18 protein-coding genes and 1 pseudogene are annotated in these 20,863 nt (G+C 61.4%); 9 read left to right on the top strand and 10 right to left on the bottom strand.

Annotated features, from left to right (window positions below):
• Positions 1–175 precede the first annotated feature (175 nt).
• The 4 genes from ACQKP2_RS23270 to ACQKP2_RS23255 form a co-directional block, all read right to left on the bottom strand.
• Positions 176–1,150 (bottom strand): FecR domain-containing protein, encoded by a 975-nt coding sequence (locus ACQKP2_RS23270; protein ID WP_427579809.1) that lies wholly within the window; start codon positions 1,148–1,150, stop codon positions 176–178.
• Positions 1,147–1,665: an RNA polymerase sigma factor gene (locus ACQKP2_RS23265; protein WP_427579807.1), complete on the bottom strand. Its 519-nt coding sequence runs from the start codon at positions 1,663–1,665 to the stop codon at positions 1,147–1,149. Before ACQKP2_RS23265 ends, ACQKP2_RS23270 begins: the two co-directional genes overlap by 4 nt.
• Positions 1,666–1,900: 235 nt before the next feature.
• A complete protein-coding gene (locus tag ACQKP2_RS23260; RefSeq protein WP_427579806.1) occupies positions 1,901–2,608 on the bottom strand; it encodes a 3'-5' exonuclease in 708 nt (235 codons plus the stop codon).
• Entirely contained in the window at positions 2,605–4,539 is a 1,935-nt protein-coding gene (locus tag ACQKP2_RS23255; RefSeq protein ID WP_427579804.1) for a putative nucleotidyltransferase substrate binding domain-containing protein, read from the bottom strand. The genes ACQKP2_RS23260 and ACQKP2_RS23255 overlap by 4 nt, the downstream gene beginning before the upstream one ends.
• Positions 4,540–4,789: 250 nt before the next feature.
• Between ACQKP2_RS23255 and ACQKP2_RS23250 the strand changes: the two genes are divergently transcribed.
• On the top strand, positions 4,790–5,251 hold the full coding sequence (locus ACQKP2_RS23250) for a response regulator (RefSeq protein WP_427579802.1): 462 nt from the start codon (positions 4,790–4,792) through the stop codon (positions 5,249–5,251).
• 219 nt (positions 5,252–5,470) lie between these two features.
• Here the strand turns inward: ACQKP2_RS23250 and ACQKP2_RS23245 are convergent, their stop codons facing one another.
• Positions 5,471–7,648 (bottom strand): malate synthase G, encoded by a 2,178-nt coding sequence (locus ACQKP2_RS23245; RefSeq protein ID WP_427579800.1) that lies wholly within the window; start codon positions 7,646–7,648, stop codon positions 5,471–5,473.
• Positions 7,649–8,159: 511 nt separating this feature from the next.
• Here ACQKP2_RS23245 and ACQKP2_RS23240 point away from each other — a divergent pair.
• The gene (locus ACQKP2_RS23240; protein WP_427579798.1) at positions 8,160–8,678 is read left to right on the top strand and encodes a glycine cleavage system protein R; all 519 of its coding nucleotides are present in this window, start codon (positions 8,160–8,162) and stop codon (positions 8,676–8,678) included.
• A gap of 216 nt (positions 8,679–8,894) precedes the next feature.
• Here the strand turns inward: ACQKP2_RS23240 and rarD are convergent, their stop codons facing one another.
• The 5 genes from rarD to ACQKP2_RS23215 all read right to left on the bottom strand — a co-directional run bounded on the left by rarD (position 8,895) and on the right by ACQKP2_RS23215 (position 14,863).
• On the bottom strand, positions 8,895–9,782 hold the full coding sequence (gene rarD, locus ACQKP2_RS23235) for an EamA family transporter RarD (RefSeq protein WP_427579796.1): 888 nt from the start codon (positions 9,780–9,782) through the stop codon (positions 8,895–8,897).
• Between the two features lie 268 nt (positions 9,783–10,050).
• Positions 10,051–11,025 carry a serine/threonine protein kinase gene (locus ACQKP2_RS23230; RefSeq protein WP_427579794.1) on the bottom strand — a complete coding sequence of 325 codons (975 nt, stop codon included), beginning with the start codon at positions 11,023–11,025 and terminating at the stop codon, positions 10,051–10,053.
• 171 nt (positions 11,026–11,196) lie between these two features.
• A complete protein-coding gene (locus ACQKP2_RS23225; protein WP_427579793.1) occupies positions 11,197–13,098 on the bottom strand; it encodes a PhoX family protein in 1,902 nt (633 codons plus the stop codon).
• A gap of 66 nt (positions 13,099–13,164) precedes the next feature.
• Positions 13,165–13,929, bottom strand: a complete 765-nt coding sequence (locus tag ACQKP2_RS23220; protein ID WP_427579791.1) for a TOBE domain-containing protein — start codon at positions 13,927–13,929, stop codon at positions 13,165–13,167.
• Between the two features lie 193 nt (positions 13,930–14,122).
• The gene (locus ACQKP2_RS23215) at positions 14,123–14,863 is read right to left on the bottom strand and encodes a ComF family protein (RefSeq protein ID WP_427579789.1); all 741 of its coding nucleotides are present in this window, start codon (positions 14,861–14,863) and stop codon (positions 14,123–14,125) included.
• Between the two features lie 90 nt (positions 14,864–14,953).
• On the opposite strand from ACQKP2_RS23215, the gene bioB reads away from it, so the two are divergent.
• The 7 genes and pseudogenes from bioB to ACQKP2_RS23180 form a co-directional block, all read left to right on the top strand.
• Positions 14,954–16,009, top strand: coding sequence for a biotin synthase BioB (gene bioB, locus ACQKP2_RS23210; protein WP_427579787.1), 1,056 nt, complete (start codon positions 14,954–14,956; stop codon positions 16,007–16,009).
• A gap of 147 nt (positions 16,010–16,156) precedes the next feature.
• The gene (gene bioF / locus ACQKP2_RS23205; protein ID WP_427579786.1) at positions 16,157–17,335 is read left to right on the top strand and encodes an 8-amino-7-oxononanoate synthase; all 1,179 of its coding nucleotides are present in this window, start codon (positions 16,157–16,159) and stop codon (positions 17,333–17,335) included.
• Positions 17,328–18,059, top strand: coding sequence for an alpha/beta fold hydrolase (locus ACQKP2_RS23200; protein ID WP_427579784.1), 732 nt, complete (start codon positions 17,328–17,330; stop codon positions 18,057–18,059). The genes bioF and ACQKP2_RS23200 overlap by 8 nt, the downstream gene beginning before the upstream one ends.
• The gene (gene bioC, locus ACQKP2_RS23195; protein WP_427579782.1) at positions 18,052–18,864 is read left to right on the top strand and encodes a malonyl-ACP O-methyltransferase BioC; all 813 of its coding nucleotides are present in this window, start codon (positions 18,052–18,054) and stop codon (positions 18,862–18,864) included. The genes ACQKP2_RS23200 and bioC overlap by 8 nt, the downstream gene beginning before the upstream one ends.
• Positions 18,861–19,541, top strand: a complete 681-nt coding sequence (gene bioD, locus ACQKP2_RS23190) for a dethiobiotin synthase (RefSeq protein ID WP_427579780.1) — start codon at positions 18,861–18,863, stop codon at positions 19,539–19,541. Before bioC ends, bioD begins: the two co-directional genes overlap by 4 nt.
• Before the next feature lie 107 nt (positions 19,542–19,648).
• Positions 19,649–19,945, top strand: a complete 297-nt coding sequence (locus tag ACQKP2_RS23185; RefSeq protein ID WP_427579778.1) for a pyrroloquinoline quinone biosynthesis protein PqqE — start codon at positions 19,649–19,651, stop codon at positions 19,943–19,945.
• 278 nt (positions 19,946–20,223) lie between these two features.
• A pseudogene (locus tag ACQKP2_RS23180) lies at positions 20,224–20,863 on the top strand (phenylacyl-CoA dehydrogenase); the annotation flags it as partial.

Below are 20,863 nucleotides of genomic sequence, written 5' to 3'. Positions count from 1 at the left end.
TAATTTTTATTCAGTGAGTTTTCATGATTTTGCTGTAGGAGCGAGGCTTGCCCGCGAAGAGGCCGCCAGCTTCACAAAAAATTCCCGAACCCTGACAGATGAGGCGTCTGATACGACGCCTTCGCGGGCAAGCCTCGCTCCTACAGCTCAGGCGTCGCACCAGACACCACAATTGTCAGGGCTTGGCATCGGCCTTCGGCGCCACCGTCACCCACCATTGCGTGTGATGTTCGATCTGCACCGGCAGGGTCGGCAGCAGGGCGGTCAAGGCCAGTTGGGTGTCGTGCAGCGGGAAGCTGCCGGTAATGCGCAGGTCGGCGACTTGCGGTGCCACGCCCAGGTAGCCGCGACGATAGCGGCCCAGTTCGTGAACCAGGTCTTCGAGGCGCACGTTGTCCACCACCAGCATGCCGCGGGTCCAGGCATCGGCGCCGACATTGAGCGCGGTAATTGGGCCCAGGTCATCGTTGCGGATCATCACTTGCTGGCCTTCGCGCAGAATCTGTTCGTCAGGGTTCGATTGCGCATGGGCCGCCGCCGCCGACTGCAACACGCTCAATCGCGTGCCCGTTTCTTCACGCTTGACCAGGAATCGCGTGCCCAATGCGCGCATGCGGCCTTCGCGGGTCTCGACGATAAACGGACGGTCATCGCCATGACCGGTTTCAACGAGGATTTCCCCTTCCTGCAGGACGATCAGCCGCTGCTTCTCATCGAAGCGCACGTCCAGGGCACTGTGGGTGTTGAGGTTGATCAGCGTGCCGTCGCTCAGGCGCAGGGTGCGCTGTTCGCCGGTGGCGGTGCGCTGGTCGGCCAGCCAATAGTCGACCGGCAGATAACGATCGCCGACAAACAACGCCAGGCCGATCACGGCCACCACGCTGGCCAGGCCATTGCCGAGCTTGCGCACCCGGCGACGAATGCCTTCGCGCGATTGCAGCAGGGCGGTGCGGGCTGGGCCGCTGGCGACACTGAAGCGCTGGTCGAGCATGCCCAGCTGGCGCCAGGCGCGTGCATGTTCTTCGTGGGCGGCGTGCCATTGGGCGAACGCTTCGCGCTCCACCGGGTTGCCGGAATCCAGGGACAATTGCCAGGCGATGGCGGCATCGAGCACCCGTGCCGACACCGGCTTGGAGCTGACCGGCGTCATGTCGGTTCTCCATACAGGGCGATGTAGCACTGGCGGATGCCCTGGGCCAGGTATTGGCGCACGCGGGGCACCGATACGCCCAGGCGCTCGGCGATTTCGGCATGGCCCATGCCATCGAGGCGGTTGTAGAGAAACGCCGCCCGGGCCTTGCTGGACAGCTTGCCCAGCAGGCGATCGATGTTCTTCAAGTCTTCCAGGATCATTTGCTGTTCTTCCACCGAGGGTTGCTCGGCTTCGGGAATCAGCATCAGTTCGGCCAGATAAGCCTGTTCCAGCGCGGCGCGGCGGAAATAGTCGAACAGCAGGCCTTTGGCAATCGCCACCAAAAAGGCGCGTGGTTCGCGCGGCTCCTTGAGTTCCTCACGACCCAGCAAGCGCACGAAGGTGTCCTGGCTCAGGTCTTCGGCCCGCTGCGGGCAGGTGACGTTGCGACGAAGCCAGGCCAACAGCCATCCGCGATGATCGCGATACAACGCACCAACGAGCTCACTTTGAGGGCTTGGGACTGACGACACGCAGCATCACCGATTGGGAAATGTTAACTAACGAGAATTGTTCGCGATTGTGTCAGAGGTGCTGGAGGTTAGCAAATGGCCACTGGTCGGGAGGTTTTTCAGATGGACCGCGTTATCGTTCCTTCGCCTGTAGGAGCGAGGCTTGCCCGCGAACCAGGCGCCGCGGTGTACCTGCTGCACCGCGTTATCGTTCTTCGCGGGCAAGCCTCGCTCCTACGAAGGCGTCGGAACAGGTTCAGAAGGACGGTGTTTGCTGCCGACGCCGCCACTGGCCCAGCCGCTGTTGCAGATTCAACGGGCTGTGGATCTGCTGCTGCCGTGCCCGGCTGAACAGGATCAACGCCAGCTCGGCGGTGGCCATCGCATCGGCGCTGGCGTTGTGGCGTTCGAAGACCTGCAGCTTGAACCAGTCGATCCAATCGTCCAGGCCAGCCTCACGGAGGCTGGCCTGGGGGCACAACAGGGGGGCCATGTCCGCCACGTCCAGAAAGGCATGCTGCAACTTGTAGCCCAGATGATCCTTGAGGGCGCGTCCCAGCATGTTCTGGTCGAACGGTGCATGGAAGGCCAGCAGTGGGCTGTCGCCGACGAACTCCATGAACTCGATCAGCGCCCGGACCGGATCGCTGCCGGCGGCAATCGCACTGGGCCCAAGCCCATGGATCAGCACACTGGGGCCCAGTTTGAGTTCGGCGCATTGCAAGGTGCGCTCGAATTGCTGGCTGAAGTCGATGGCGCCGTCTTCGATCACCACGGCACCGATGGACAGCACCCGGTCCTTGTGCAGGTTAAGGCCGGTGGTTTCCAGATCGAGCACGACCCAGCGTTGTTCGCGCAGGCTGCATTCGCTCAGCCTGGAAGCCGCCGGCAATCGCTGCAGGCGCTGTTGCAGCTCCGCCGGCAGGGTCGGGCCGGCAGGACGCAGCCATGAAAACAGGTTCATAACTGATACCGCAGGGTCAGGCTGCTTTGCAGGCGTTGTGACTGGCGCAGGGACTCGCGCAGGATGCGCCGATCCAGATGATTGAGGCTGTCTGGATCGACCCGGTTGGAGTAGGGCAGGTTCTCCCGGGTCTGTATCTGATGCTGCTGCATGCGGGTTTGCTGGATGAAGTGATAGGCCTCTTCATACGCTGCGCCGTCCAGCGGTTCGATGATCTCTTTGGCGACCAACTGGCGAAAACGCTCCAGCGTGTTGTTGGCCTCGATGCCATGGGCCAGGGCCAGCAATCGCGCGCCGTCGACAAAGGGCGCCAGACCCTGTGTCTTCAAGTCCAGGGTGGCTTTCTCGCCGTTTTTGCGTGCCAGCACGAATTCGCGGAAGCGTCCCACAGGCGGGCGATTGCGCAACGCGTTCTCGGCCATCATGCGCTGGAACAGGCGATTGTCGCCGACCTGGTCGAGAATCCCGCGACGCAACTGTTCGCAGGCCTGTTCGCTACCCCAGACCACGCGCAAATCGAAGTAAATGCTCGAACCCAACAGGTTCTCCGGCGTGGCTTCACGAATGAATGCCGCAAAGCGACGGGCCCACTCGACCCGGGACAGGCACAGCTCGGGGTTGCCGGCCATGATGTTGCCTTTGCACAAGGTGAAGCCGCACAGCGCCAGGTTCTGGTTGACCTGATGGGCGATGGGCAGCAATTTGCCGCGAATTTCCGCGGCGTGCACCGCATCGCGCGCTTCGAACAGGATGCCGTTGTCCTGATCGGTGTGCAGCGTCTGCTCGCGACGGCCTTCACTGCCGAAACACAGCCAGCTGAACGGCACGCCGGGGTCGCCCTTTTCGGCCAGGGTCAGTTCGATCACCCGGCACACGGTGTGATCGTTGAGCAAAGTAATGATGTGGGTGATCTGGGTAGAAGAGGCACCATGGGCCAGCATGCGCTCGACCAGTTGGCCGATCTCGCCACGGATCGACACCAGGTTTTCCACACGCTGGGCACTGCGGATGGTGCGCGCCAGGTGCACCAGATCGACCCGTTGCAGGGAGAACAGATCGCGTTCGGACACCACGCCGCACAAGCGTTGATCCTTGACCAGGCAGACGTGGGCGATATGCCGCTCGGTCATGGCAATCGCCGCATCGAAGGCGCTGTGGTCAGGCGTCAGGTAAAACGGCGCCTGGGTCATGTGCTGCTCGATGGCCTGGCTGAAATCGCCCGTGCCGTTGGCCACCACCTGGCGCAAATCGCGCAGGGTGAAAATCCCCAGCGGCGCCTTGAGTTCGTCGACCACCACAATGCTGCCGACCTGCTGTTCATGCATCAGGGTCACGGCCTCGCGCAGAGGCGTTTGCGGGCTGCACGTCACCGGATGGCGCATGGCCAACTCACCCAGGCGGGTGTTGATCGAATACTGGGTGCCCAGGGTTTCCACGGCCTTTTGTTGCACTTGCTGGTTGACCTGATCCAGCAGGCTGCTGACACAACGCAAGGCGAAGTTGCGGAAGGTTTCCGACAGCGAGAACAGGCGGATGAACGCCGGCTTGTTCAGTTGCAGGCAAAAGGTGTCTTCGCCGGCCAGGTGTTCGGTGCGGGTCGCTCGTTCACCTTGCAGCGCCGCGAGAGGGAAACATTCGCCCGTGGTGATTTCGAACACCGTTTCGGTGCCGCCCTTGGCCGAATGCGGGCGCTCGCCCACGACGCGCCCCTGCTTAACGATGTAGAAGTGTTCGACCGGGCCGTCGGCGGGCTTGATGATGCTCTCGCCGCACGCATAAAACCGCAGCTGGCATTGCTCGACCAGATATGCCAGTTGAGCGTGTTCCATCTGATTGAAGGGCGGAAAACGCTGAAGGAATTGCAAAGTGCCCTGGATGTTCTGCAACACCGCGGTTTTCCCTGCCTGTAGGAAGGCGTCCGCTTTACTCATAACCATTACCGCAGTCTTTTTTGGAGTTGTTGTCGTCGGATGACTCGGCCATGGTCGACCCCGGCGGCCGGAGTGCCCATTGGACGTAAGTCTAGGTGCAATGAAATGTCGGAAAAAACCCACGCATTTGAGAGAAAAACCTCTCGATCTGGCTCTTGGAAAAGTATCCGACGAAGTGCACATTGAAGTTCTGCCGCAGCGATGTCTCACCACTGTGCCCGGGAACTGAAAAGAACATGTAGAGAACGCCATGTCCGACCACGATATCTTGAGTGATGCCGAGCGCGAGGCGCTCAGTGCCGTCATGCTGGAGCCCGATTTGCCGTATCAACGGGTGCTGATCGTCGATGACGATAAAGAAGCCCGGGAGCTGCTCTCGGAAATCCTCTCGCTGGACGGCATTCGCTGCGTGACAGCGGCCAGTGGCGAAACTGCACTCAAAATGCTGGTGGCGGAGGCGGAGATCAGGAAGCCTTCGATCGGTCTGCTGATCACCGATTTGCGCATGGGCCATGTGGATGGTCTGGAGCTGATTCGCCAGGTACGGGAAACCGTGCGGGCGGCGCTGCCGATCATCATCGTTTCCGGTGATGCCGATGTGAAGGACGCCATCGCGGCCATGCATCTGAGCGTGGTGGATTTTCTGCTCAAGCCCATCGATACCGGCAAGTTGCTGGGGCTGGTCCGGCATGAGCTGGGGATGGGGCCTTGAGTCTGGTATTACGATGTCGTCTGTTCTATCGCCTTCGCGGGCAAGCCTCGCTCCTACGGTAATGTTTTGTATGGGAAATTGCGAACGACGCAAAAACTGTAGGAGCGAGCGGTGCGGCGACCCGACTTGCCCGCGAAGGCAGCACCACGAATCCCAAGCGAACAAAAAAAGCCCTGATCTTTCGATCAGGGCTTTTTCATGTCCGGCGTTATCGCTGGGTTACAGGCCGTTGGCAGCCTTGAACTGGCGACGACGACGGTGCAGAACCGGCTCGGTGTAGCCGTTCGGCTGCTTGGTGCCTTCGATCACCAGTTCGACCGCAGCCTGGAAGGCGATGTTGCTGTCGAAGTCCGGTGCCAATGGGCGGTACAGCGGGTCATTGGCATTCTGACGGTCAACCACCGGCGCCATGCGCTTGAGGCTTTCCATGACCTGGTCTTGGGTGACGATGCCGTGGCGCAGCCAGTTGGCGATGTGCTGGCTGGAAATACGCAGCGTGGCACGGTCTTCCATCAGGCCGACGTCGTTGATGTCCGGCACTTTCGAACAGCCGACGCCCTGGTCGATCCAACGCACCACGTAACCGAGAATGCCCTGGCTGTTGTTGTCCAGTTCGTTCTTGATCTGCTCGGCGCTCCACTGCGGGTTCACCGCCAGCGGGATGGTCAGGATGTCGTCCACCGAAGCGTGGGCACGCTTGGCCAGTTCGGCCTGACGGGCGAACACGTCAACCTTGTGGTAGTGCAGCGCGTGCAGCGCAGCGGCGGTCGGCGACGGTACCCAGGCGGTGTTGGCGCCGGCCAGCGGGTGAGCGACTTTCTGTTCGAGCATCGCCGCCATCAGGTCGGGCATGGCCCACATGCCTTTACCGATCTGCGCGCGACCTTGCAGGCCGGTGCTCAGACCGATATCGACGTTGGAGTTCTCATACGCGCCGATCCATTTCTCAGCCTTCATGTCCGCCTTGCGCACCATCGGGCCGGCTTCCATGGAGGTGTGGATTTCATCGCCCGTGCGGTCGAGGAAACCGGTGTTGATGAACACCACGCGCTCGCTCGCCGCCTTGATGCAGGCCTTGAGGTTGACCGTTGTACGGCGCTCCTCATCCATGATCCCGACCTTGAGGGTGTTGCGCGCCAGACCCAGCACATCTTCGATGCGACCGAACAGCTCGTTGGTGAACGCGGCTTCTTCGGGGCCGTGCATTTTCGGTTTGACGATGTAGACCGAACCGGTACGGGTGTTTTTGCGCGAGGTGTTGCCGTTCAGGTTGTGCATCGCTGCCAGAACGGTCACCAGGCCATCGAGAATGCCTTCCGGCACTTCATTGCCATGACTGTCGAGGATCGCATCGATGGTCATCAGGTGACCGACGTTGCGCACGAACAACAGCGAGCGACCGTGCAGGCTCAGTTCGCTGCCGTCGACCGCGGTGTAGGTACGGTCGGCGTTCATGGTACGGGTAAAGGTCTTGCCGCCCTTGGCGACTTCTTCCGACAGGTCGCCCTTCATCAGGCCGAGCCAGTTGCGGTAGATCACCACCTTGTCGTCGGCATCGACGGCAGCGACGGAGTCTTCGCAGTCCATGATGGTGGTCAGTGCGGCTTCCATCAGGACGTCTTTGACGCCGGCGGCGTCGGTCTGGCCGACAGGGGTGGAGGCATCGATCTGGATTTCGAAATGCAGACCGTTGTGTTTCAGCAGGACGGCGGTCGGGGCAGACGCATCGCCCTGGAAACCGATCAGCTGTGCATCGTCGCGCAGGCCGGTGTTGCTGCCACCCTTGAGGGCGACGACCAGTTTGCGATCAACGATTTTGTAGGCGGTGGAATCGACGTGGGAGCCGGCAGCCAATGGCGCTGCTTCGTCGAGGAAGGCGCGAGCGAAGGCGATGACCTTGTCGCCGCGAACCTTGTTGTAGCCTTTGCCCTTCTCCGCGCCACCGGCTTCGCTGATGGCGTCGGTGCCGTAGAGTGCGTCGTACAGCGAACCCCAGCGAGCGTTCGAAGCGTTGAGGGCGAAGCGGGCGTTCATCACCGGTACGACGAGTTGCGGACCGGCCATGCGGGCGATTTCTTCATCGACGTTTTGTGTCGTTGCCTGGAAATCGGCCGCTTCTGGCAGCAGATAACCGATGTCTTGCAGAAAGGCTTTATAGGCCACGGCGTCGTGTGCTTGACCGGCACGGGATTGGTGCCAGCCATCGATACGCGCCTGGAAATCATCGCGTTTGGCGAGTAGGGCTTTGTTCTTCGGAGCCAGGTCATGGATGACCTTGTCGGCACCGGCCCAGAATGCGTCGGCGGTGAGGCCGGTTCCGGGAATGGCTTCGTTGTTCACGAAGTCGAACAGGACTTTGGCGACCTGCAGGCCACCGACTTGAACGTGTTCAGTCATTGCTTGCCTCACTCTGCTCAGCTATTTCGCTTTTTCAGCTCTTGAATTTAACAATGAAGCCATTGGCATTTAAACCACAAACCCTGCGACCAGTACATGCCATTTCTGACGGCTGGGTTGGGACCAATCAACGGCTTGAGGCCTTGCTGACGGGGCTTTCAGGGATGCGAGCGTGCCTGTGGCAGACATCGATCCAACGTTATGTAGTGCGCGCTGCGGCATACTACATGATGATTTGCGCTTGTGAAAATCAGACTAATTACGTCGTTCTGCGACCCCGTGACGCATTGCAGTCACGTCGGGGATCGGGATGTTCTCAAAAAACCATAAGATTGTTCCAGCTAAATATAAAAAGTTGTACACGATTTGCGATGAGCAGTTAGATTGGTGGCGTGCCATTCGCGGGCGAGCCTCGCTCCTACAGGCGAAAGCGTCAGTCGTTCCACCACATAACCGCCCCCTGCCTATACTTGTTTTTCCATAACAAAAGTCGTGAACAGGGGGCTGCGCCATGGACCATCTCGTACTCACCGTTTTCGCTCCGGACAAGCCAGGACAGGTCGAGCGCATTGCCCAATGCATTGCCGAGCAGGGCGGCAACTGGCTGGAAAGCCGCATGTCGCGCATGGCCGGGCAATTTGCCGGGATTCTTCGGGTGGGCGTACCGGCCGAGGCCTACGATGCCTTGGTCGATGCCCTGCAAGGTCTGTCTGCCCAGGGCATCCGTGTGTTGATTGCCGAAAGCAGCATCGAGCAATCCTGCACCTGGAAACCGATAGCCATGGAGTTGGTGGGCAATGACCGGCCCGGGATCGTGCGAGACATCACCCGGTTGCTGAGCGAGCAGGGCGTCAACCTGGAACGATTGGTGACTGAAGTGCGGCCGGCACCCATGAGCAGTGAGCCGCTGTTTCACGCCGATGCGATCCTGGCGGTGCCGTTGACACTGTCGCTGGAGGTGCTGCAGTCGCGGCTGGAAACCCTGGCCGACGATTTGATGGTGGAACTGGTGCTGCGCAGCGAACCCTGATCGGGTTATCCAGTTAAAACGTGCATCGGCCTGTGGATAACCTGTAGAGACAGGCCGCCAGGCCAAGCTGGCCGGGGCTTTTCAAGGTTTGATCAAAAAATCGACAGCATTCAGTCACTTGCGCACAAACGGCGGGGATCACGCTGTGGATAACCTTGGGAAGGAACGATGCAGGCCACGAAAATCGTGGCCTGCACGGATTTGAGCGTTTTTTGATCAGTTGCGGCGACGCAGACTTATCCACGCATCGACGCTGTAAACCGCAAGGCCCGCCCAGATAAAGATGAATGCCAGCAAGGTGCTGGACGACAGGTGTTCACCAAACAGCAGGACGGCTTGCAGCAGCACCAGCGTGGGCGCCAGGTATTGGAGAAAGCCCAGGGTGGTGTAGGGCAGATGGCGTGCGGCGGCGTTGAAGCTGACCAATGGCACCAGTGTGACCGGGCCGGCAGCCACCAGCCACCAGGCCTCGGGCGTGGTCCAGAATTCGGCCTGGGCGCTGTGGGCGGTTGGATTGAGCAGCAGCCAGGCCATAGCGATGGGCACCAGCATCCAGGTTTCCACCACCAGACCCGGCAGCGCCTTGACCGGTGCCTGCTTGCGAATCAATCCGTAGAAACCGAACGACAGGGCCAGTACCAGCGACACCCACGGCAAGCTGCCGACCTGCCAGACCTGCTGCGCCACCCCAATGGTCGCCAGCCCCACGGCGACCCATTGCATGCGCCGCAGCCGCTCACCCAGGATCAGCATGCCCAGCAACACGTTCACCAGCGGGTTGATGTAGTAACCGAGGCTGGCTTCCAGCATGCGCCCGTTGTTCACCGACCACACATACGTCAGCCAGTTGGCCGCGATCAACGCACCGCTCAGGGCCAGGATCGCCAGGCGTCGCGGATTTTCCCGCAGTTCGCGCCACCAGCCCGGATGTTTCCAGACCATCAGCAACAAGGCACCGAACAGTGCCGACCAGATGACGCGATGGATGATGATCTCCACGGCGGGCACGCTGGCGATGGCCTTGAAGTAGAGCGGGAACAGTCCCCAGATGATGTAGGCGGTCAGGCCCAGAATGTACCCGCGACGCGGGTTGGCGGCTTGCATGCAAAGTCCTTGCTTAGGCAGCTAACAAAGAAGCGATTGTAGGGAGGTTTGCCGTTGCGTGTCCTGCGCAAATAAGTTTGGTCATTGTGAGAATGATTCATGTGGAAGCGAGCAGCCTGCTCCATGATCGTTCCCACGCTCTGCGTGGGAATGCCTCTACGGACGCTCCGCGTTCGCTTTTGAATGGGACGCGGAGCGTCCCTGGCTGCATTCCCACGCGGAGCGTGGGAACGATCAGCAGATGCCCCACATTCGAGATGTGTGTGGGTCAGAACAGCTTCAGGGGTTCTTCGTCGAGTGCCGCCAGTTGTTCGCGCAGTGCCAATACCTGATCACCCCAGTAGCGTTCGGTGCCGAACCACGGAAAGCTGCGCGGGAAGGCCGGGTCGTCCCAGCGGCGGGCCAGCCAGGCGCTGTAGTGCATCAGGCGCAAGGCGCGCAAGGGTTCGATCAGCGCCAGTTCCCGTGGATCGAAATCGTGGAATTCGTTGTAACCGTCCATCAACTCCGACAACTGGCCCAGGCAGGCCTGGCGGTCGCCGGCCAGCATCATCCAGATGTCCTGTACCGCCGGGCCCATGCGGCAGTCGTCGAGGTCGACGATGTGGAACATCTCGTCGCGGCACATCATGTTGCCGGGATGGCAGTCGCCGTGCATGCGGATGTTTTGATGTGGTGTATTGCTGTAGACCTCTTCCACGCGCTTGAGCAGGTCGCGAGCCACGGACTCGTAGGCCGGCAGCAGGCTACGCGGGACAAAGTCGCCTTCGAGCAGGGTCGTCAGTGAGTCATGACCGAAGTTCTTTACAGCCAAGGCTTCGCGATGCTCGAAGGGCCTGGTCGAGCCGACCGCGTGCAGGCGCCCGAGCAGTTGCCCCAGGCGATAAAGCTGATCGAGATTGCCCGGCTCCGGTGCGCGGCCGCCACGGCGGGGAAACAGGGTGAAGCGAAAGCCGTTGTGTTCATGCAGGGTCTCACCGTTGTGGATCAACGGCGCGACGACCGGCACCTCGCACCCGGCAAGTTCGAAGGTGAACTGGTGTTCTTCCAGGATCGCTTCGTCGGTCCAGCGCTGCGGACGGTAGAACTTGGCGATCAAGGGTTCGGCGTCTTCGATGCCGACCTGGTAGACGCGGTTCTCGTAGCTGTTGAGGGCAAGAACGCGGGCATCGCTCAAGAAACCGATGCTTTCGACGGCATCGAGCACGAGGTCTGGGGTGAGGGTTTCAAACGGGTGGGCCATGCTGACTCCTGCGCGCAGCAGGCTGCTGCGTCCGGCCAGGCATGGTAGCGCAGACAGGAGTAGATGGGGGTGACTGTTCTGGCGCCTTCGCGGGCAAGTCGGATCGCCGCACCGCTCGCTCCTACGGGCAAACGACCTGTAGGAGCGAGGCTTGCCCGCGAAAAGGGACCATCAGGCGCCGACGATCCCGCCATCTTCACGGCTAATGGCGATCACCGACGAACGCGGCTTGCCATCGGGCAGGTGCTCGGGGAAGGTCGAACCACCGTTTTCGCCTGGGTGTTGAATCCCGACAAACAGGGTTTTCTGATCAGGCGAGAAGCTGATCCCTGTCACCTCGCAACCGATCGGCCCGACCATGAACCGGCGTATTTCGCCCGTCGCCGGGTCGGCGCAGAGCATCTGGTTGTTGCCCATGCCGGCAAAGTCGCCGGTATTGCTGGTATCGCCGTCGGTGAGGATCCACAAACGGCCGGCCTTGTCGAAACCCAGGCCATCGGGGCTGTTGAACATGTTCTGCGGCGTGATGTTGGTTGAACCGCCCTTGGGCGTTCCGGCATGCACTTGCGGGTTGCCGGCCACCACGAACAAGTCCCAGGCAAAGGTGTGTGAAGCGTGATCGTCGTGGTCGGTGCGCCAGCGCAGGATTTGCCCGAATACGTTCTTCTCCCGTGGATTGGGCCCGCCGACGGGTTGCCCGTCATCGCCACGTTTGACGTTGTTGGTCAGGGTGCAATAGACCTGGCCGTCCCTGGGGCTTACGACAATCCATTCCGGACGATCCATGCGCGTGGCTTTCACCACGCTGGCGGCCAGTCGTGCGTGAATCAGTACTTGCGCCTGATCGGCAAAGCCGCTGCCGGCATCGATACCGTTTTTGCCGTGGGTCAACTCGATCCATTCGCCCTGGCCCTTGGGGTGATCGGCATTGCCGTCACCGGCATCGAAACGCGCCACATACAGGGTGCCGTGATCGAGAATGTCGCGATTGGCCTTGGGGTTCTTGTGGTCGATCTTGTCGCGGCTGACGAACTTGTAGATGAACTCGCCACGTTCATCGTCGCCCATGTACACCACCGCATGACCTTCGCCGGTTTCGGCCAGGGCGGCGTTCTCATGCTTGAAGCGACCCAGTGCCGTGCGTTTGACCGGGGTTGACTTGGGATCGAACGGATCGATCTCCACCACCCAGCCGTGACGGTTGAGTTCGTTGGGATTGCTGGCCAGGTCGAAACGTTTGTCATGCGGGTGCCAGTTAATTTCTTTACTGGTCGCCACCGCGCCGTAGCGTTTTTGCGCAGCGTCGAACTTCTGTTCGGCATTGCTGCTGCCGAAGCAGTCGGTGAAGTTCTCTTCGCAGGTCAGATAGGTGCCCCACGGCGTCTTGCCGTTGGCGCAGTTCTGGAAGGTGCCCAGAACGTGCTTGCCGTGCGGGTCGGCGCTGGTTTTGAGCAGTTCATGACCGGCGGCCGGACCGCTCATGCTGATGGGCGTGTTGCCGTGAATACGCCGGTTGTAGCGCGAGCCTTGAACGAACTGCCATTGGCCGTTCTTGCGCTGCACCTCGATCACCGACACGCCTTCGCTGGCCAGCGCCTTGCGCACCTCTTCTGCCGATTGCGGCATGCCGCCATGGGCGTAGAGGTAGCGATAGTTGGTGTATTCGTTGTTGATCACCATCAGCGCCCGGTCTCTTTCACCGGGAAACTCGAACAGGCTCATGCCGTCATTGTTGTCGCCGAACTGGACCTCCTGATGCTCGGCGCTGCCGTTGCCGCTGGGGTCGAACGCCGGGCCATCCTTGTGCAGAGGCTGGCCCCAACTGATCAGCACGGAAGACTTGTAGCCCGGGGGCAGGGTAATGGTGTCGCTGGTGGCAGCCGCAATGCTCTGGAAGCCCAACAGTTGACTGTTGCCGGCGCTGACACTGGCGGCCAGCACGCTGCGGCTCAGCAAACTGCCGCCCATGAACATTGCCGCGCCGCACAAGGCGCCGGCGCTGATGAACGCGCGACGGCTGAGGCCGACCATTTGTTCGAGATCGGTCGGTTGGTTTTCTTCTAATAGGCTCATATCAGGCTCCCTGCGGTTTTTGCAGTCACCTTAATGATGGGCAATGAAGCTTTTGTTGCGTTGCGATTACAGCGGCGTGCCGAGCAACACGTTGAACGGCGAAAACTGAGCGCTCACCGGTTTGCCGACGCTCAGCCCTCGGGAGCGCAAATGCCCGGGATCGGCCAGGGCGCAGAGTGTCTGGCCGTTGGGCAGGGCGATGCGCACTTCGCTGGGGCCGCCTTCGGCGTCGAGCACTTGCTCGATAATGCCTTTCAGGCAACTGTATCCAGGTGTTGCAATGTCTTCATCGCCCAGCACCTCGAGCCAACCGGCCTTGATCAGGGCGATGACTTCAGTGCCCGGTTGCAGCTCCAGGCGCAGGGTGCTGTCGTGGGTGATTTGCGCATCGAGGCTCAATCCTTCGGCCAGCTCAAGACGAACCCTGTCGTTGTGGCCCTGGGTTTCGATGGCGGCAATCCTGCCGCGCAACTGATTGCGCGCGCTGGTTCTGAGCATCAGGCGGCTGAGCAGGTCGAGGTCGCTGGCTTCTTCGGCGGCTTCCAATACCTGGGTCTGCAGGGCTTGCAGCTTTTGATACAGGCGCAACACCCGTTCGCCTTCGCTGGACAGTTTGGCACCCCCACCGCCCTTGCCGCCGACGACCCGCTCTACCAGCGGTTTGTGCGCGAGGTTGTTCAATTCGTCGATGGCGTCCCAGGCGGCCTTGTAGCTCAAGCCTGCACTTTTTGCCGCGCGGGTGATCGAGCCCTGTTCGGCAATGTGCTGCAGCAGGGCGATGCGCTGTGGTCGGCGGACAATGTACTGGGACAGCAACGTAGGCGAGGACATGGCAAGTCGCTTTGGGTTGTGGCAATGGCGAGGACGTTGGCCGCTCGGGACGCAGGAGTCAAGTCAGCCTGATACCTGTAGGAGCGAGCATGCTCGCGATGGTCGTCAACGATAACGCTGGGAGCCTGACACCCCGTGGTGCTCTTGAGTCCATCGCGAGCATGCTCGCTCCTACAGGGGTTGGTAATTCGGATCAGGCCGCGTCACCGGGTTTTGGGGTGCGAGCCAGGCAATAGACGTCCACCCGCGCGGCGCCAGCGTTCATCAGCAGGCGCGCCAGTGCCTGCGCCGTCGAGCCGGTGGTCAGCACGTCGTCCACCAGTGCCAGGCGGCGCCCCCTGAACGATGCGCCGGGTGTGAGCGCGAAAGCATCGCGCAGGTTGTTGCGCCGTTCGCGAGCCTTCAGGGTTTGCTGTGCTCCGGTGTCCTGAACCCTTGATAACGACCGTTCGTCGCAAGGCAAGTCGAGACGGGTGCCAAGCCAGCGCGCGAGCATCGCCGCCTGATTGAACCCGCGTTGGCGCAAACGTCGAGTGGCCAGCGGCACTGGCAGCAGCAGCTCGGGGCGCGGCAGATCTTCTTCGAAGCGATGTTGCAGCGCTTGGGCGAGAAGTTCGCCGAGCAGGTGGCCAAATGGCCACTTTGCGTTGTGCTTGAAGCGGGTGATCAGGCTGTCCACGGGGAAGCTGTATAGCCAGGGGGCAATGACCCGCTCGAAGGCCGGCGGCTGTTTCAGGCACTGCCCGCATGTCAGGCCCGCCGAAGGCAGCGGCAGCGCACAGGTCTGGCAGTGATCACCCAGCCAGGGCAGGTCGGTTTCACAGGCCATGCAGATGGGTGCCGCGCCATCGGCGGTTTCATCGCAGAGCAAACAGAATTGTTTGTTTTTTAACCAGATGTAAACCTGATTCTTTTGGTGTGGTTGACAGCGCATCACTCTTCCTTAAATATGCCGAACATCCGTGTCGCGCTTGTGGGTATTCCGTCCCGCAGCGCCTGCCCAGCATAAAACAAGGAAACGCCCATGAGCGCCAGCACCTCTGCAACCCTGCGTCATGACTGGTCTTTGGCCGAAGTCAAAGCACTGTTCGTTCAGCCATTCAATGACCTGTTGTTCCAGGCGCAGACCGTGCACCGCGCACACTTCGACGCCAACCGCGTCCAGGTGTCGACCCTGTTGTCGATCAAGACGGGCGCCTGCCCGGAAGATTGCAAATATTGTCCGCAGTCCGGTCACTACAACACCGGCCTGGAAAAAGAAAAACTGATGGAAGTGCAGAAGGTCCTCGAAGAGGCTGCACGTGCCAAGGCGATCGGTTCGACTCGATTCTGCATGGGCGCGGCGTGGAAACATCCATCGGCCAAAGACATGCCTTATGTGCTGAAGATGGTTGAAGGCGTGAAGGCCATGGGCCTGGAGACCTGCATGACACTGGGTCGCCTGGATCAGGAGCAGACCGAAGCCCTGGCCAAGGCCGGCCTGGACTACTACAACCACAACCTCGACACCTCGCCCGAGTTCTACGGCAGCATCATCACCACCCGCACTTACAGCGAACGCCTGCAAACCCTGGCGTACGTGCGTGACGCAGGCATGAAGATCTGCTCCGGCGGCATCCTGGGCATGGGCGAGTCCCTCGACGACCGCGCCAACCTGCTGATCCAGCTGGCCAACCTGCCGGAGCATCCGGAGTCGGTGCCGATCAACATGCTGGTGAAAGTGGCCGGTACGCCGCTGGAAAATGCCGAAGACGTCGATCCGTTCGACTTCATCCGCATGCTCGCTGTCGCGCGAATCCTGATGCCAAAATCCCATGTGCGCCTGTCCGCGGGCCGTGAAGCCATGAATGAGCAGATGCAGGCCCTGGCGTTCTTCGCTGGCGCCAACTCGATTTTCTACGGCGAAAAACTGCTGACCACCGCCAACCCGCAGGCCGACAAGGACATGCAACTGTTCTCGCGCCTGGGCATCCAGCCCGAAGCCCGCGAAGAGCACGCCGACGAAGTGCATCAGGCCGCCATCGAACAGGCACTGGTAGAGCAGAAGAGCAGCGAGCAGTTCTATAACGCGGCTGTGTAAGCCCCCCTCCCTGTAGGAGCGAGCATGCTCGCGATGTAGGTCAACGATGACGCTGGCTCACTGAAGCCCCGCGTTTGTCTGGACATTCTTCGCGAGCATGCTCGCTCCTACAGGGGGGTGAATTTCTTTTCCATTCGCGAGGCCTGCATGTCTTTCGATCTCGCCGCACGCCTGGCTGCCCGTCGTGCCGAAAACCTTTATCGCCAGCGCCCGTTGCTTGAAAGCCCGCAGGGCCCGCAAGTGGTGGTCGATGGCCAGCCATTGCTGGCGTTCTGCAACAACGACTACCTCGGCCTGGCCAATCACCCGCAAGTGATCGAGGCCTGGCGCGCCGGAGCCGAGCGCTGGGGTGTCGGTGGCGGTGCCTCGCACCTGGTGATCGGGCACAGCGGTCCGCATCACGCACTCGAAGAAGCCTTGGCGGATCACACCGGGCGCCCGCGTGCGCTGCTGTTCACCACCGGATACATGGCCAACCTCGGCGCTGTCACGGCGCTGGTGGGGCAGGGCGACACCGTGCTGGAAGACCGGCTCAATCATGCATCCCTGCTCGATGCGGGCCTGTTGTCCGGCGCCCGCTTCAGTCGCTATTTGCACAACGATCCGGCGAGCCTGGCCACGCGCCTCGAGAAGGCCACCGGCAATACGCTGGTGGTCACCGACGGTGTCTTCAGCATGGACGGCGATATCGCCGATCTGCCGGCGCTGGCCAAGGCAGCCAAGGCCAAAGGTGCCTGGCTGATGGTCGATGACGCGCACGGTTTTGGCCCGCTGGGTGCCAATGGCGGCGGGATCGTCGAACATTTCGGCTTGAGCCAGGACGATGTGCCGGTGCTGGTGGGCACCCTGGGCAAGGCATTCGGCACGGCCGGCGCCTTTGTTGCCGGCAGCGAAGAGCTGATCGAGAGCCTGATTCAGTTCGCCCGGCCCTACATCTACACCACCAGCCAACCGCCGGCCCTGGCCTGCGCCACGCTCAAAAGCCTGGAGCTGTTGCGTAGCGAGCACTGGCGTCGCGAACACCTGCAGAAATTGATCCGCCAGTTCCGCCAGGGCGCCGAGCAGATCGGTCTGGAGCTGATGGACAGCTTCACGCCGATCCAGCCGATCATGATTGGCGATGCCGGGCGCGCGGTGCGTTTGTCGCAGATGCTGCGCGAGCGGGGGTTGATGGTGACCGCGATCCGGCCGCCAACCGTACCTGCCGGCAGCGCCCGCTTGCGGGTGACCTTGACCGCTGCCCACAGCGAAGCCCAGGTACAACAGTTGCTGGAGGGGTTGGCCGATTGTTTCGAGCGACTGGAACCGGAGCCAGGCCATGCGTGACCGCCTGATTCTGCTGCCTGGCTGGGGGCTGGGCGTTGCGCCGCTGGAACCGTTGGCGGCAGCCTTGCGCGGGCTGGACGAGCACTTGCAGGTGCACATCGAACCCTTGCCAGAATTGGCGTCGGGCGATCCTGAGGAATGGCTCCAGGCGCTGGACTCGACGCTGGCGCAGGATGCCTGGCTGGGTGGCTGGTCGCTGGGCGGCATGCTGGCGTCCGAGTTGGCGGCAAGGCGTGGCGATCGCTGCTGTGGCTTGCTGACCCTGGCGAGCAATCCTTGCTTTGTCAGCCACGATCAGTGGCCAAGCGCGATGCCGGGACAAACCTTCGATGCCTTCCTGGCAGGCTGTGCTGCCGACCCGCGCATGACCTTGAAGCGTTTCTCGCTGCTGTGCGCTCAAGGTGCCGAAGACCCGCGCGGGTTGTCGCGGTTGTTGCAAGGCGGTGCACCGGATTCGGTGGCGCCGGTCTTGACGAGCGGCCTGCAGGTGCTCGCGCAACTGGATACCCGGCAAGCCTTGCAGGCATTTCGCGGCCCGCAGTTGCACCTGTTCGCCGGCCTCGACGGTCTGGTTCCTGCCGAAGCAGCGGGCGCATTGTTGACCTTGCTGCCCGATGTAGAGATTGGCCTGATCGAGCAGGCCAGCCACGCCTTTGTTCTGGAAAACCCCCACGGAGTGGCGGGGGCGATCCAGGCTTTTTTGCATGAGTGCGGTGATGACTGATTTATCCCTTTCCGATCTGCCGGGCGGATTGCCCGACAAACGTCAGGTTGCGGCCTCTTTCTCCCGCGCAGCGGCGAGCTATGACAGCGTGGCGGAGTTGCAGCGCGACGTGGGCAATCAGTTATTGAGCCGTTTGCCGGGCGACTTCATACCGGGGCGCTGGCTCGACCTGGGCAGCGGTACCGGGTATTTCAGTCGCGCGCTGGCCGAGCGGTTTTCCGACGCTCAGGGCGTGGCGCTGGATATCGCCGAGGGTATGCTCAATCACGCCCGGCCGCTGGGCGGCGCTGCGCACTTCATCGCCGGCGATGCCGAGCGCCTGCCGTTGCGCGACTCCACCTGCGAGCTGATTTTCTCCAGCCTGGCGGTACAGTGGTGCGCCGATTTCGCTTCGGTGCTCAGTGAGGCGCGGCGAGTGCTCAAGCCCGGGGGCATTTTCGCGTTTGCTAGTCTGTGTGCAGGTACGTTGTTTGAATTGCGTGACAGTTGGCGGCAGGTGGACGGTATGGTCCATGTCAACCGCTTTCGCGAGTTGGCGACTTATCAACAGTTGTGTGCGGCCAGCGGTATGCGGGCGATCAGCCTGCAAGCGTGCCCTCATGTGCTGCATTACCCGGATGTGCGCAGCCTGACCCATGAACTCAAGGCCTTGGGTGCGCACAATCTGAATCCTGGCCGGCCGGGCGGATTGACCGGCCGGGCGCGGGTTCTGGGTTTGATTGAGGCGTATGAGCAGTTTCGTCAGGCACAGGGTCTGCCGGCGACTTATCAAGTGGTGTATGCCGTTATGGAGAAACCCCTATGAGCGCTGCCTATTTCGTCACCGGTACCGACACTGATGTCGGCAAAACCACGATAGCCGCCGGCTTGCTGCACGCTGCGCGATTGGCGGGGCTGAGCACGGCGGCGGGCAAGCCGGTTGCCTCCGGTTGCGAGGTCACGCCAAAAGGCCTGCGCAATGCCGATGCGCTGGCGCTGCTGGCGGAATGTTCGGTGCCGTTGACTTATGCACAGGTCAATCCCGTGGCATTCGAGCCGGCCATCGCCCCGCATCTGGCCGCGCGCGAGGCAGGCGTGACGCTGTCGGTGCAGTCGCTGCTCGCGCCCATGCGGCAGATTCTCGACATGCAGGCCGATTTCACCCTGATCGAAGGTGCTGGCGGCTGGCGCGTGCCCCTGGCGGATCAGGACAACCTGTCGGACCTGGCGATGGCACTCGATCTGCCGGTGATCATGGTGGTCGGCGTGCGCCTGGGTTGCATCAGCCATGCGTTGCTGACGGCCGAGGCGATTGCCAGGGATGGTCTGCAACTGGCCGGTTGGGTGGCCAATATCATCGATCCGAAGACCTCGCGCCTGGAAGAAAACCTGGCGACTTTGGCCGAGCGAATCCCCGCGCCGTGCCTGGGGCGGGTGCCGAAACTCAAGGCGGTGTCGGCCGAGGCGGTGGCGGGTCATCTGCAACTGGACCTGCTGGACTGAGCTTTCTCTATGACAAGGCACTGTGCCATTAGTGTTTTTGACGGGCGTTTTTCCGGCAGGTCTGCTTCAATGTGCGCTGTTGATCCTTTGCAAGGACGAGTTCTCCCATGGAAATCTCAGGAAATACCGCTTTCTATGCCGGTCTGAGCACTATTCAGACAGGGCAGAACCGTGTCGACCAGGCCGCCGGGCAGATCGCCAACACGACGATCGAGCGCTCGGTCACCAGCCAGTCTTCCGAGGTCCAGGTCGATCGCCTGCTTTCGGTTGACCGTAGCCAGCAATCGGACGAGGCCCGGAACATTGTCGACATGGCCCAGGGCAAGCACCAGGTAGAGCTGGGCGCCAAAGTCGCCAAGGCATCCGATGAAATGCTGGGTACGCTGATCGATACTTTCGCCTGATACCCGGTTGAATGAACACCTTCCAACGCCGCGCCAGTTCGCGGCGTTTTTCTGCGTAAGTCCTTCTCGTCACACTATTCTTTTCTAATGGCGCGTACTGCTCCGGTAGCGGTGCCGTACGGCTGTGCGCCTGGTTTTTCCATGGGCCATGACGAACGGCAAAAGATCGACGCTTGACAAGGTTTGGGCGTAAACGTATGTTTCAAACAACTGTTTGACCGTCACAACAAATCGATACGGTCGTTCATTCCCGGTTACATCAGCAGAGGTTTATCGCTATGCCTGACTACAAGGCCCCCTTGCGTGATATTCGCTTCGTTCGTGACGAACTGCTCGGCTATGAAGCGCATTATCAGAGCCTGCCGGCTTGCGCAGACGCAACGCCAGACATGGTTGATGCCATTCTCGAAGAAGGCGCCAAGTTTTGTGAGCAGGTGCTGGCTCCGCTGAACCGCGTGGGTGACCTTGAAGGCTGCACCTGGAGCGAGTCCGGCGTTAAAACCCCGAGCGGCTTCAAGGAAGCCTACAAGCAATTCGTCGAAGGCGGCTGGCCAAGCCTGGCCCACGACGTAGCGCACGGTGGCCAAGGCCTGCCGGAGTCCCTGGGGCTGGCCATCAGCGAAATGGTTGGCGAGTCCAACTGGTCGTGGGGCATGTACCCAGGCCTGTCCCATGGTGCAATGAACACCATTTCCGAGCACGGTACGCCCGAGCAGCAAGAGGCCTACCTGACCAAGCTGGTGTCCGGCGAATGGACCGGCACCATGTGCCTGACCGAGCCGCACTGCGGTACTGACCTGGGCATGCTGCGCACCAAGGCCGAACCTCAGGCCGACGGTTCCTACAAAGTGTCCGGCACCAAGATCTTCATCTCGGCCGGTGAACACGACATGGCCGACAACATCGTTCATATCGTGC

It is taken from the genome of Pseudomonas sp. NPDC089569 (assembly GCF_050280625.1).
Lineage (GTDB): Bacteria > Pseudomonadota > Gammaproteobacteria > Pseudomonadales > Pseudomonadaceae > Aquipseudomonas.
The sequence above is the reverse complement of the archived record's forward strand: the minus strand, read 5'-3'. Positions and strand labels throughout refer to the sequence as shown.